Source organism: Pigmentiphaga litoralis (genome assembly GCF_013408655.1).
Classification (GTDB): domain Bacteria; phylum Pseudomonadota; class Gammaproteobacteria; order Burkholderiales; family Burkholderiaceae_B; genus Pigmentiphaga; species Pigmentiphaga litoralis_A.
The window spans coordinates 177,385-190,879 of the sequence record NZ_JACCBP010000001.1 but is presented as its reverse complement, the minus strand read 5'-3'; the positions used below and the strand labels follow the sequence as shown (position 1 = coordinate 190,879).

Here is a 13,495-nt window from a genome sequence, read left to right as displayed (position 1 = left end):
GTGCCTGTGACGGCCGTGGCCGAAGCACCGGTTGCGCCGGCCGAGGCTCCCGCCACGGTCACGCCTGCCGCTGCGCCCGCACCGGTGGCGGCTCCGGCAACGGCTCCGGCACCTGCCGCTACACCTGCTCCGGCACCCGCCGCAGCAGCGCCTGCCGCCGCGCCCGCCAAGGCCGATCTGGTCCAGGTGGTCGAACAGGCCGGCATGCAGTGGGTCGAGACGGACCGCAGCAAGCTGGTGGCTGCCCAGGAAAAGATGGCGTCCACGCCGGCGGTCAAGCTGGGCCGTGAACCCAAGGTTCGCGCGGCCGTGGCCGACGAGCCGCTGGTGCAGGTCGAAACCCGCGGTTAAGGGGTCGGCAACCTGCCCTGGCGTTCGCGCCAGGGGGTAAAGACAATGCCGCACTTTCGAGTGCGGCATTGTCGTTTTCGGTCCTATCATTCGTCCTCGGCCGGATGCTGCGGCATCCCCGGAAGCGACACCGCATCACCGCACCACAAGAACGACACGACAGAACGACACGACACAACGACAACACGACACGAGACTCACCATGACCACGACTTCCCTTCTTCCTTCCCTGCGCACGCTCGCGGCAAGCGCACTGCTGGCCTCGGCCACCCTGGCCTTGCCCATGGCGGCATCGGCCCAGGCAGCCTTCCCCAACAAACCCGTCCGCCTGATCGTTCCGACCGCGCCTGGCGGCGGCACGGACTTCATGGCGCGCGTGCTGGCGCAGAAGCTGACCGACAAGCTGGGCGTCAGCGTGGTGGTCGAAAACAAGGGCGGTGCAGGCGGCACCATCGGATCGGATTACGTCGCCAAGGCGCCGGCGGACGGCTACACGCTGTTGATGGGCTACATCGGCACCCACGGCACCAACCCGGCGCTGGAAAAGCTGCCGTATGACGCCGTCAAGGATTTCGCGCCGATCACGCAGGCCGCCGTCGCCCAGACGGGGTTGCTGGTCAACCCTGCCGTCAAGGCGCAGTCGGTCAAGGAACTGGTCGCGCTGCTGAAGGCGGAGCCCGGCAAGTTGAACTACGCGTCGTCGGGCAAGGGGTCGATGCCGCACATTGCCGGCGCGCTGTTCGCGCAGCTGACCGGCACGGATATGACGCCGATCCACTATCGCGGCGCCGCGCCAGCCCTGGCCGATACCGTGGCTGGCCGCACGCAGCTCATGTTCGGCACGCTGGTCAGCGGGTCGGGCCAGATCAAGAATGGCACCGTGCGCGCGCTGGCCATTACCGGCAAGAAGCGGTCGCCGCTGTTCCCCGACGTCCCGACCTTTGCCGAAGCCGGTCTGGCCGACTTTGAAGTGCCGCAGTGGTATGGCGTATTCGCGCCAGCCGGCACGCCCAAGGACGTGGTCGCCAAGCTGTACCAGGCGTCGCTTGAAGCGCTCAAGGATCCCGAACTGCAGAAGCGGTTTGCCGAGCAAGGCGCCGATGTGGTGACCAGTTCGCCAGACGCATTTGCTGCGCTGGTGCAATCGGAAATTGCAAAGTGGACGAAAGTGATACGCGCCGCGCAGATTACCGCTGAGTAATCCATCGGACTACTGCAGAGCGGACCGCGCCGGGTTAATGTAGCGCGGTCCTCTCCTCGCGCCCTCGTCCGGCGCCCGCCCGATTCATGAAACTCCACCAAACCTGGCTTGGCGACGTCTCGTTGCTGGCCAAAGTCTCGCTCGTTGTCGGCCTTCTGATCGGTCTGTTCGCCCTGTCTTCCGCGGGCACCGCCCTGGTCGAAAAAGAGCAGCAGGACATCCAGCAGGCGACGCGCGATACCACCCTGCTGCTGCGCGAAGTGAATCGGGCCACACGTTTCCTGTTCGAGCGCCAGTACGAAATGCGGCAGATCCTGTTTTCGGGCCTGTCGCCGGACACCACGCTGTATGACGCGGCCGACCAGGGCTTCCACGACGTGCTGCACAAGATCATCGAAGCGGCACGCGGCGATGCCTTGCAATCCAGCCGGCTGGACCGGGTGGTGGAAGTGGACCGCCGCTGGATCAGCACCGTATCGACCCCCATCATTACCGCCGTCAAGGCCGCCTGGCAGCAGGACGGCAGCCTGTCGGTGACCGAGCGCGAACGTATCTTCCAGACCGCGTCGGCCAATTCCACGACCCGCACCCCTGACATCATTCAGCTGATGGACCAGGTCGCCCAAGTGGCCCGCGACGGACTGGAAGAACGGGAACGCCGGCTGGACGACACCGAAATGCAGCGCCGCTGGCTGAGCTACGGTTCGCTGGTGCTTGCGCTGCTGGGCGGGGCCGCGGCGCTGTGGCTGTCGGTGTCGCTGATCACGCGGCCGCTGCGCCAACTCGCCGACCTGATGACCCGGCTGGCCCGTCATGATCACGACATCGACATTCCCGCAGTCGGCCGCCGCGACGAAGTCGGCGTGATTGCGCGGGCGCTGGAAGCCTTCAAGGCCATGGCCATCGAAACGGCCGACCAGAACTGGATCAAGTCCGGCATTGCCTCGGTGTCGACCCGTCTGCAACGCGTGGACACGCATCGCGACTACGCCAACACCCTGCTGTCGGAAGTCGCGCCGCTGCTCAACGCCGGTGCAGGCCTGCTCTACCTGCATGACACGACCGAAGAACGCCTGGTGCGCACCGGCAGCTACGGCTACCGCGCGCAAGGTGACCGACCGGACCACTACGCCATTGGCGAAGGCCTGGTAGGCCAGTGCGCCGCCGAACGCAAGCCGCTGGCCATTGCCGACGTGCCACCCGGCTACCTGGACATCCATTCGGGCAGCGGCCAGGCATCGCCCCGCCATGTGCTGCTGCTGCCCGTGGTGTCGCGCGAGCGCCTGCTGGCCGTGATCGAACTGGCCAGCTTTTCGCATCCCACGTCGCGCCAGCAGCGCTTGCTGGACGCCTTGGGTCCGCTGGTGGCCCTGTCGCTCGACAACATCACCCGCGCCGTGCGCACCCGCGAATTGCTCGAGCAGACCCAGGCCCAGGCCGGCGAGCTGCGCGCGTCCGAAGAAGAATTGCGGACCCAGCAGGAAGAACTGCAGGCGTCCAACGAAGAACTGCGGCAGAAGTCGGACACGCTCAATCAGCAGAAAAGCATTCTGGAAACCCTGCAGCAGGAAACGCAAAGCAAGGCCGAAGCGCTGACCCGCGCGAACCAGTACAAGTCGGAATTTCTGGCGAACATGTCGCACGAATTGCGCACGCCCTTGAACAGCCTGTTGATCCTGTCGAATGACCTGGCCGAAAACGGTGACGGCAATTTATCGGGCGATCAGGTGGAATCGGCGCGCATCATTCATGAAAGCGGGTCGAACCTGCTGCGCCTGATCAACGACATCCTGGATCTGTCCAAGATTGAAGCGGGCAAGATGGACCTGCTGCTGGAACCGGTGGACCTGACGCGCTTTGCGTCCACCCTCAAGCGCAACTTCAACCGCATCGCCAAGGACAAGCAGGTCGACTTCACGGTGCTGGTCGATGACGGCATGCCGCCGTCGGTGGTGGGTGATGGCGGCAAGCTGGAACAGGTTGCCAGCAACCTGCTCAGCAACGCCTTCAAGTTCACCCGGCTGGGCGCGGTACACATGCGCATCGGCCGCCCCTACAAGGACTATCCGGGCTTTGACAGCCGCAGCACGGTCGCGATCGAAGTCACCGATACCGGCATCGGCATTCCGGACGACAAGCTGGGCCGCGTGTTTGGCGCGTTCGAGCAGGTGGATGCCAGCACCAGCCGCCAGTACGGCGGCACGGGCCTGGGCCTGGCCATCTCGCGGCAGCTGATGAAGCTGCATCATGGCGACATCGTGCTGCACAGCGAACTCGGCCAGGGCAGCACCTTCACGATGCTGCTGCCCGACACGCAGCCGGCCACGCCGCAGACGGCCACCGGCCAGGGCGACGGCAACAGCCCCGCGACGGCTGACTCCCGCACCGCCCCGCGCGCGCATGCGCGATCCGAAGGCGCACGCTTTCGTCCCATGCCCGCCGCGCCGTTGCCCACCCTGTCGGCCACCGCCGTCACCGGCATCATTGTCGAGGACGACCGCCAATCCATCACGCCCGGCGACACCGCCATCCTGGTGATCGAGGACGACCCGGCGTTTGCCCGCATCCTGACCGACCTGATCCGCCGCAAGGGCCTCAAGGCGCTGGCCGCGGGCGATGGCGAAGCAGGCCTGCATCTGGCGCGCACCTATCGACCCACGGGCATCCTGCTCGACGTCATGCTGCCCAGCATGGACGGCTGGAGCGTGATCGAACACCTGAAGGCCGACCCGGCCGTGCGGCACATTCCCGTGCACTTCATTTCTGCGCTGGATGAAAGCGCCCGCGGCCGCGAACTGGGCGCCGTGGGCTTCCTGACCAAGCCGGTCACGTCCGAAGCGCTGACCGGCGCGTTCGAGCGCCTGCTGCACTTCAAGGCCGACAACACCCGCCGTCTGCTGGTCGTGGATGACGATCCGATTTCGCGCGCAGCCGTGCGCAAGCTGGTGGCTTCGCCCACGGTGGAAGTGATCGAGTCGGCGTCGGCCGAAGACGCGCTGGCCAAGCTGAATGTGTTGGCCTACGACTGCATCGTGCTGGACCTGGGCCTGCCCGGCATGTCGGGCTTCGACTTCCTGGAACAGATGCGCAGCGAAGCCGGCCAGGCGCCGGTGGTGGTGTATTCGGCCCGTGAACTGACGCGTGAAGAAAGCCTGCGGATTCGTGAGCACACTGACAGTATCGTGATCAAGGGCGCGCGGTCGCCGGAACGCCTGATCGATGAAGTCAGCCTGTTCCTGCACAGCATCAACCAGCAGGGCGGCGCCGCGCGCGAAGATACCGGCGAAGAACTGGTGGGCCGCAAGGTGCTGGTCGTGGACGACGACATGCGCAACATCTTTGCGCTGTCGAAGGTGCTGCGGGCCAAGGGCCTGGAAGTCAGCCTGGCGCAAGATGGCCAGAAGGCGCTGAAGGTGCTGGACGAATCCCCCGACATCGAACTGGTCCTGATGGACGTGATGATGCCGGTCATGGACGGCTACGAAACCATCCAGGAGATCCGCAAGGACCCCCGCTTTGGCAAGCTGCCGATCATTTCGCTGACCGCCAAAGCCATGCGCGGTGACCGCGAAAAAAGCCTGGCCGCAGGCGCCAACGATTACCTGTCCAAGCCCATCGACATTCCCAAGCTGCTGTCCATGATGCGGGTGTGGTTGCCATGACCGCGGCGCAGAACGGCCGGCCCCCGGTCAGCGCCGACATCCAGGACCTGGAAGTGGACCTGTTCGTGCAGGCGCTGCAACGCTGCCACGGGTACGACCTGAGCGACTACGCCAGGGCATCGCTCAAGCGCCGCGTGATCCACCTGGCCGACCAGCAAGGCGCGGCCAGCGTGAGCGACCTCATTCCGCGCCTGCTCCATGACCCGGCCTTTTTGCCGACGGCGATATCGGGCCTGTCGGTGCCGGTGTCGGAACTGTTTCGCGACCCGCAGGTGTTCGCCGCCCTGCGTGAACAGGTGTTCCCGCTGCTGGCGTCCTACCCGCAGATCAACATCTGGCAGGCCGGGTGCGCCTTTGGCGAAGAGACCTATTCGCTGGCCATCCTGCTTGAAGAAGCCGGCCTGTACGACCGCTGCCACATCTATGCCACCGACATTTCCGACGCCGCGCTGACGCGGGCGCGCGAAGGGATCTTTCCGGTGCGCGATGCGCGGGCGGCGGCGGTGCGCTATCTCGCCGCCGGCGGATCGCGGTCCTTGTCGGACTACTATCACGCGCGTTACGAGCTGATCAAATTCGATGCGGCCTTGCGCCGCAACGTCACGTTTGCCAACCACAACCTGGCAGGCGATGGCGTGTTCTGCGAAGCGCACCTGATCGTCTGCCGCAATGTGCTGATCTACTTCAACGACGCCTTGCAGAACCGCACGCTGGGCCTGTTCGCGGCCAGCCTGGTGCGCGGCGGCTTCCTGTGCCTGGGCACGAAGGAAAACATTTCGTTCGCGCCCGCGGCCGGTGAATTCGTTGGCGTGGATGTGCCTTCGCGCATCTTCCGGCTTGCGCGGCCAGCCTAGGCGCAGGGAAAGGACCGCATGCCTCCCCTGCCTGAACTGATCGTGATCGGCTGCTCGGCCGGCGGTCTGCATGCCATGCAGGTCGTGCTGGGCGGACTGGACCCGCGTTTGCCCGTGCCCGTGGTGATCGTGACGCATACCGCATCCAACGAAGTGGATCTGATCTGCGACCTGCTGCGCCGGCACACCGCCCTGCCCGTGATCGAGGCCGCCGAGCGCTGCGCGCCCGCGGCAGGCGTCGTCCACATTGCGCCTTCGGGCTATCATCTGCTCATCAGTAGCGACGGCCGCTTCGAATTATCGGTCGATGCCAAGGTGTGTTTCGTTCGCCCCAGCATCGATGTCCTCTTTTCTTCTGCGGCGTTTGCATCCAGGGGGATGCTCATCGGTGTAGTGATGACTGGCGCCAATCAGGACGGCGCCGAAGGCCTGCTTGCCGTGCGGCGGGCTGGCGGCCTGGCTATCGTGCAGGACCCTGCCGAAGCCGAAGTGCCGGTCATGCCGCAAGCCTGCCTGGACCTGTCAGGCGCCGACCATTGCCTGCGCCTTGCCGACATTGCCCCGTTGATCAACCGGATATTTCACCCTTGAACGTGCCTGCCTCCCGACCAAAGATCCTGGTCGTCGATGACACTCCCGCCAACCTGTTCGCCATGCGCCGGCTGCTCGCGCAGGTCGATGCCGACGTGATCGAGTGCGCGTCCGGCAACGAGGCGTTGTCGCTGTGCCTGGATCACCAGTTCGCGCTGGTGCTGCTCGATGTCAACATGCCCGACATGGACGGCTTCGAAGTCGCCGACATCATGAGCGACGAATTGCACCTGGAAGAAACGCCGATCATTTTCGTGACGGCCGCCTATGCCGACGACCTGAGCCGCCTGAAGGGCTACCGGTCGGGCGCGGTCGACTACATTGCCAAGCCGGTGAACGATGCGATCCTGTTGTCCAAGGTCAAGGTGTTCCTGGAACTGTATGGCAGCAAGGCCCGGCTGACGGATGCGCTGGCGTCACTGGAGCAACGCAATGAACAGCTGCGGCTCGAGATTGCCGAACGCCGGCGGATCGAAGCGCAGATGCGCCACCAGGCCACCCACGACCTGCTGACCGGCCTGCCCAATCGCGCGCTGTTCATCGAAACGCTGGACCAGGCGCTGAGCCGCGCGCAACGCCACGACGAAAAGTTCGGCCTGCTGTACATCGACATCGACGGGTTCAAGGCGGTGAACGACAGCTTCGGCCATCAGGCCGGCGACATGCTGCTGGTCGAGATCGCGCAGCGGCTGCGTGCCATCTTGCGCGTGGAAGACACGGTGGCGCGGCTGGGCGGGGACGAGTTTGCGGTGGTGGTGGATCACGCCGGCGACCCCGACGCCCTGATGCGCAAGTGCATGGAGATCTGCGCCAGGCTGGGTCAGCCCTATCAGCTGACGGCCAATGGCGACGCGTTCGAGGCGCGGGTCGGCGCCAGCATCGGCGCGGCCGTCTACCCGCAGCACGGTGCCACGCGCGACAGCCTGATCCAGGCGGCGGACGACGCCATGTACGCCGCCAAGCGGGCCGGCAAGAACAGCGGGCAGCTGGCGGTCACGCAGCGCGGGTGACGTCTAGACCCGGGCGGTGCGCAGGAAGGCCGTCGCGTCGGCCAGCGGCATGGGCCGCGAACACAGAAATCCCTGCCACGCATCGCAGCCCATCTCGCGCAGGATGTCGTACTGCTCCTGCGTTTCCACCCCTTCGGCGATGGTCGCGATATTGACCTTGCGGCCAAATTCGATCACCGCGCGAATCATTTCCATGTCGTAGGGATCGGTCATCATGTTCGCCACGAACTGGCGTTCGATCTTGACTGCCTGGAACGGGGCCGCTTTCAGGCGCACGAAACTGGAATAGCCGGTGCCGAAATCGTCCAGGCTGAAGCTGATGCCCATCTCGGCCAGCTGGCCGGTGATCGCCAGGGCTTCTTCGGGGTGCGCGATTTCGGTCGATTCGGTCAGCTCGATTTCCAGCTGATTCGCCTCGGTCTGGTATTCAGCCAGCATGTGCCACACGATGTCGACCAGATCGCCCTGCAATTGCGCGGCGCTCAGGTTCACCGCCACGCGCGGGCAATGCAGCCCCTCGGCCCGCCAGGCCGAAATCTGCTGGCAGGCCTTGCGCAGCACCCACGACCCCAGAGCGGCGCTCAGGCCGGCAGCTTCGATGGCCGGAATGAAGTCGCCCGGCGGCACGATGGTATCGCCGCGGCGCCAGCGGATCAGCGCTTCCATGCCGCGCAGGCGGCCGCTGCCCATTTCCAGTTGCGGCTGGTAATAGAGTTCGAATTCGTCGCGCTCCAGCCCCTGGATCACTTCGGTGGCCAGCGTGTCTTCGCGCGTCAGCACCACACTGTCGACGTCGTCGGGGCCGTTGCTCCAGCACACCCAGCGGGCGTGCGTGCGGCTGGCGTAGCGCGCGGCCTGCTCGGCCCGCTGCACCACGTTTTCGGGCTGCGACAAGTCACTGGGCAGCATGACGATGCCGAACGACACGAAGGCGTCGTCGGCCGATACCCCGATCGACTGCAGCAGCGCGCAGCGCTGGAACAGCCGCTGGGCCGCACCGATGGCGCTGGCCTTGTCGCCCAGATCCCGCAACACCACGATCAGATTGCCGTCTTCGAGCAGGCACATCAGGTCGTCCAGGCGCACGTAGGGCCGGATGCGGCGAACGATGTCGTCCCGCGTCGGGGCGTCCGTCTGCTGGGGAATGTTGACGGCCAGGACGGCCGCGCGCCGCCGCTCATTGATAAGGACGGATAGCTCACGCAACAAGGCCCGTCGTTCGGTGACGGCGCCAAGCTGCTGGGCAAAACTCGAGATGCTTGAGGGTTGAAGCATTGAGTCGGACGTAGAAGACGGCATCGGGTAGGGATTCATCCGCGCGGGCGCAGAATTCTCACCCCGACTTTGGACGAATGATCGCATATCCGGGTGCGGTGAAAGCCCGGATATGCCGTCAAATGTACGAAATTCATCATTGCACGCAAAGTTTGCGGGTGTAATTCGGTGGTAAGACTAACAGATAGTAAGCGTCCACCTTTAGCGTACAGAAATACGACACTTTTGTACTAATCACTATTGGAAGGTGATTAATTGTTTCTGGTACGCTTGGCGGTCAACTGATGGGCCCAACAAAGGATCTCCGGGTGGATCAAACGATCGTCGACTATCTGATCGACAGCCGCTGCTCGCGGCAGTGGAAAACCTTCCTTGGCGTCATGGCCGAAGAATTCGCGTCGCAGCTGCCCGCCGACGATCTGCGTGCCCTGATGCAGCGCATTGGCGGCCGGTTTGCCGACGCCGTCCCGCTCACCCCGTGCGCCACCCTGGACGACCTGCAACTGGCCATGGGCAAGGTGTGGGTCGGCATGGATTGGGGCTGGGTCACGATCGAAGAAGCCCCCACTTCCCTGGCGATCCGCCACAACTGCGCCCCGCTGAACGCCGCGTTCGGGCAGCAGGCCAGCGGATGGACACCGGCCTTTCTGGAAGGCGTGTACCAGCGCTGGTTTGCCCAGGTCGGATCCGGCGGTGAACTGGTCGTGTCCCAGGCGTCGGACATCGACGCGCTGGGATGCATCGACTTTCGCCTCAGCCGATAGACCCACCCCGCGTCCGCATAGAAGCCAAGCATGACTGATTCCGACGACATCGCGAACCTCTTCAAACACTTTGGCGGCCAGCCCGACCAGTACCGGGAAATCGCGCGCAGCAACGACGCCAAGATGTCCCGTGCGCGGTGGCCCCTGCTGACCGCGGTCGAGGCCACCCAGGCGTCGGACGCGCCACCGGTGCAGCAGCAGCTGCGCGGGGCGCCTCAGGCCGACGTTGCGCCGGCGCCGTCGATGCCAGCTGCGCTGGCGGCCGCCCCTGCCCCGGCCACCCCGCCGGCCGCGCCCCAGGCGCCTGCGCGCCAGGAACCGGTGCTGCGCAGCGTGGAACCGGCGGCGGCGTCCGGCCCCAGCGCCGAATTCATTCCCCCGCGCCCGCGTACGCCGGCCCGCTTCGAGCCCCGGCCACCCGCCGACGTGGCCATGCCTTTCGGGCGCATGGTGCCCGAAGCGCCCGCAGCAGCGCCCCCGCAGCCCGCATCGGCGCCGGCTTTCCTGGCAGGATCTTCCGCCGCGGCCCCTGCGGCGTCGGCGCCACCGGCTGCTGCCGTCGCCGCCCCATCGCCGCTGCCCGTCATGGCGCCGCCCGCCCCCGCCGGCCTGCCTGCGCAATCGGCCCTGGCCGCCGCGCCCGCGACCGAACTGCAGACCGTGTTCGCCCGCCTGGCGCAGCCGCTGCCGGACACGCCGCCCACCCCCGACAAGAACGCCAGTCTTCTCCAACGTCTTCGCCGATTGTGAAAATAGTCGCTGTTGTGTCAGCCAAGGGGGGCGTCGGCAAGACCACCGTCACCGCCAACCTGAGTACGGCGCTGAAGTACGGCGGCCACCGGGTGCTGACCGTCGACCTCGATCCCCAGAACGCGCTGCGTTTCCATCTCGGGCTTGATCCCAACGACATCGTCGGCACATCGCGCGCCACGCTGGCCGGCCAGGACTGGTCGGAAATCGTCACCACGACGGCATCGGGCGTCTACACCCTGCCCTACGGCATGGTGAATGAAGCGGACCGGCAATCGTTCGAGCAATACCTGGAAGCCAACCCGGACTGGCTGGTGCGCAACCTGAGCGGGCTCGGCCTGGCCGAGAACGACCTGGTGGTGCTCGACACGCCGCCAGGACCGTCCATCTACATGCGCCAGGCGCTGTCGTCCGCCAACCTGGTGGTGATCGTGACGCTGCCCGACGCGGCGTCCTACGCGACCATGCCCATGATGGAAAACCTGGTGCAGACCTACTGCGTGGGGCGCCCGGGATTCATCGACTACACGTACGTCATCAATCAGCTGGACAGCGCCAAGCAGCTCGCCAAGGACGTGACGCAGGTCATGCGCGTCAACTTCAAGGAACGGGTCGTGGGGCTGGTGCACCAGGACGAGTCCGTCAGCGAGGCCCTGGCCTATGACAAGAGCGTGCTGGACTACGACAGCCAGTGCCAGGCCACGCAAGACTTCGTCGCCTGTGCCCATGTGATCTCCGAACGACTCCAGGCAGGAAGCCCGCTGTGACGCCCTCCCCGTCCCCCACCGGCCGGCCCGCTGCGCCCGCCACCGCATCAGGCTCCACTGCATCAGGTTCCACTGCATCGGGCCTGACCGGCCTGGCGTCGCGGCTGCTGGAATCCCCGCTGTGGGACCACGCCGTCGTGCGGATCCTGACCCTGCTGATGGCCACCGCCCTGGTGCTGCTGGTCATTACCGTGCCGCTGACGCTGACGCAGCAACTGCTGTTTGCCGCGGCAAGCTTTGCGGTGGCGATGCTGCTGAGCAAGACCGAAGGCCGGCTGCCCACGCTGATCATGATCGTGCTGTCGGTGTCCGCATCGATGCGCTACATGTACTGGCGCGTGACGGACACGCTGGGCTTCGAAACGCTGGTCGACACCTTCTTCGGTTTTGGCCTGCTGGCCGCCGAAATGTATGCGCTGATCGTGCTGCTGCTGGGCTACTTCCAGACCGCGTGGCCGCTGCAGCGCAAGCCGATTGCCATGTCGACGCCGCCCGAAGAATGGCCCGAAGTCGACGTGTTCATCCCGACCTACAACGAACCGCTGGACGTGGTGAAGCAGACCGTGTTCACCGCCATGGGTCTGGACTGGCCGACCGAAAAGCTCAAGGTCTATGTGCTGGACGACGGGCGCCGTCCGGAATTTCGCGCCTTCTGTGAAGACGTCGGCATCGGCTACGTGACGCGCGACAACAACCGTCACGCCAAGGCTGGCAACATCAACGAAGCGCTCAAGGTCACCAGCGCCGAATACGTGGCGATCTTCGATTGCGATCACGTGCCGACGCGGTCCTTCATGCAGATCTGCATGGGCTGGTTCCTGAAGGACCCCAAGCTCGCGATGCTGCAGACGCCGCACTTCTTCTTTTCGCCCGACCCGTTCGAAAAGAACCTGGACACCTTCCGCCACATCCCCAACGAAGGTGAACTCTTCTACGGTCTGGTGCAAGACGGCAATGACCTCTGGAACGCCACCTTCTTTTGCGGATCGTGCGCACTGATCCGCCGCAAGCCGCTTGAAGAAGTCGGCGGCATCGCGATCGAAACCGTGACCGAAGACGCGCACACCGCGCTCAAGCTGAACCGCCTTGGCTACAACACCGCCTACCTGGCGATCCCGCAGGCCGCGGGGCTGGCCACCGAAAGCCTGTCGGGGCATATCGGCCAGCGGATTCGCTGGGCACGCGGCATGGCGCAGATCTGCCGTCTGGACAACCCCCTGTTCGGACCGGGCCTGAAGCTGGGCCAGCGTCTGTGCTACCTGAACGCCATGCTGCACTTTTTCTATGGCCTGCCGCGGCTGATCTTCCTGACCGCGCCGCTGGCCTACCTGATCTTTGGCGCGCACGTGTTCGAATCGTCGGCGCTCATGATCGCGGTGTACGCCATGCCGCACCTGATGCACGCCAGCGTGACCAATTCGCGGATGCAAGGACGCTTTCGCCATTCGTTCTGGAACGAGGTGTACGAGTCGGTGCTGGCCTGGTACATCCTGCGGCCGGTGCTGGTGGCCTTCATCAACCCCAAGCTCGGCAAGTTCAACGTCACGGCCAAGGGCGGCGTGATCGACGAAGCCTACTTCGACTGGACCATCGCGCGGCCCTACATCATCCTGATGCTGGCCAACCTGATCGGCTTCGTGGTCGGCATCGGCATGCTGATCTTCGGCACGAATGACGAAGCCATCACGGTAATGATCAACCTGTTCTGGACCGTCTACAACGTCGGCATCACCAGCGCCGCCATCGCGGTCGCCAGCGAGACGCGCCAGGTGCGCGCCAGCCCCCGCGTGGCCGCCAACCTGCGTGCCGGCCTGCGCTTCACCAACGGCAAGACGCTGTCGTGCGAAACCGAAGACTTTTCGCAGACCGGCCTGGGCCTGCGCATCCCGGCGGATGTGGACGTGCCCATCGGCCAGCAAGTGCTGGTCTCCATTTTCCGCAATAACGATGAAGGCGTGTTCCCGGCCACTGTGGCGTTCCGCAACGGCGAGCACCTGGGCGTGCGCTTTCATGAATTGAACACGCAGCAGCAGGTGGAATTGGCGCAGCTGACATTTGCGCGCGCCGACAACTGGGCCAGCGGCTGGGGCCAGGGCGATCGGGATACCCCGCTGACGGCACTGCGCGGCGTGATGCGCGTGGGCGTGCGCGGCTTCGGCATGTTCTTCAAACACCTATACAGCATGGCCAAGACGCCACGTTCGGCGCGCAAGGCAGCGCAACCCAAACTCGACACGGGGGATTGATGATTCAGCGGCCTGTACGACCTG

10 protein-coding genes are annotated in these 13,495 nt (G+C 65.3%); 9 read left to right on the top strand and 1 reads right to left on the bottom strand.

What is annotated here, in order from left to right; translation table 11 throughout:
- The first annotated feature begins 553 nt into the window (after positions 1–553).
- The 5 genes from HD883_RS00820 (at position 554) to HD883_RS00800 (ending at position 7,669) form a co-directional block, all read left to right on the top strand.
- The gene (locus tag HD883_RS00820) at positions 554–1,552 is read left to right on the top strand and encodes a Bug family tripartite tricarboxylate transporter substrate binding protein (RefSeq protein ID WP_179588286.1); all 999 of its coding nucleotides are present in this window, start codon (positions 554–556) and stop codon (positions 1,550–1,552) included.
- Positions 1,553–1,638: 86 nt separating this feature from the next.
- Positions 1,639–5,214: a hybrid sensor histidine kinase/response regulator gene (locus HD883_RS00815; RefSeq protein ID WP_179588287.1), complete on the top strand. Its 3,576-nt coding sequence runs from the start codon at positions 1,639–1,641 to the stop codon at positions 5,212–5,214.
- Positions 5,211–6,068 (top strand): CheR family methyltransferase, encoded by an 858-nt coding sequence (locus HD883_RS00810; RefSeq protein WP_179588802.1) that lies wholly within the window; start codon positions 5,211–5,213, stop codon positions 6,066–6,068. Before HD883_RS00815 ends, HD883_RS00810 begins: the two co-directional genes overlap by 4 nt.
- A gap of 18 nt (positions 6,069–6,086) precedes the next feature.
- Complete coding sequence (locus HD883_RS00805) at positions 6,087–6,659, top strand: chemotaxis protein CheB (protein WP_179588288.1); 573 nt, start codon at positions 6,087–6,089, stop codon at positions 6,657–6,659.
- 2 nt (positions 6,660–6,661) lie between these two features.
- Complete coding sequence (locus tag HD883_RS00800; protein ID WP_373563408.1) at positions 6,662–7,669, top strand: diguanylate cyclase domain-containing protein; 1,008 nt, start codon at positions 6,662–6,664, stop codon at positions 7,667–7,669.
- Between the two features lie 3 nt (positions 7,670–7,672).
- Here HD883_RS00800 and HD883_RS00795 read toward each other — a convergent pair whose 3' ends face one another.
- Positions 7,673–8,944, bottom strand: coding sequence for a putative bifunctional diguanylate cyclase/phosphodiesterase (locus HD883_RS00795; protein ID WP_179588290.1), 1,272 nt, complete (start codon positions 8,942–8,944; stop codon positions 7,673–7,675).
- A gap of 308 nt (positions 8,945–9,252) precedes the next feature.
- On the opposite strand from HD883_RS00795, the gene bcsD reads away from it, so the two are divergent.
- The 4 genes from bcsD to bcsA are packed head-to-tail and all read left to right on the top strand — an operon-like array spanning position 9,253 to position 13,471.
- Positions 9,253–9,708, top strand: a complete 456-nt coding sequence (bcsD, locus tag HD883_RS00790; protein WP_373563291.1) for a cellulose biosynthesis protein BcsD — start codon at positions 9,253–9,255, stop codon at positions 9,706–9,708.
- A 30-nt stretch (positions 9,709–9,738) separates the two neighbouring features.
- Positions 9,739–10,458, top strand: a complete 720-nt coding sequence (gene bcsP / locus HD883_RS00785) for a cellulose biosynthesis protein BcsP (protein ID WP_179588292.1) — start codon at positions 9,739–9,741, stop codon at positions 10,456–10,458.
- Positions 10,455–11,225: a cellulose biosynthesis protein BcsQ gene (gene bcsQ / locus HD883_RS00780; RefSeq protein ID WP_179588293.1), complete on the top strand. Its 771-nt coding sequence runs from the start codon at positions 10,455–10,457 to the stop codon at positions 11,223–11,225. The genes bcsP and bcsQ overlap by 4 nt, the downstream gene beginning before the upstream one ends.
- Positions 11,222–13,471, top strand: coding sequence for a UDP-forming cellulose synthase catalytic subunit (gene bcsA / locus HD883_RS00775; RefSeq protein ID WP_373563290.1), 2,250 nt, complete (start codon positions 11,222–11,224; stop codon positions 13,469–13,471). Before bcsQ ends, bcsA begins: the two co-directional genes overlap by 4 nt.
- Positions 13,472–13,495: the final 24 nt, after the last annotated feature.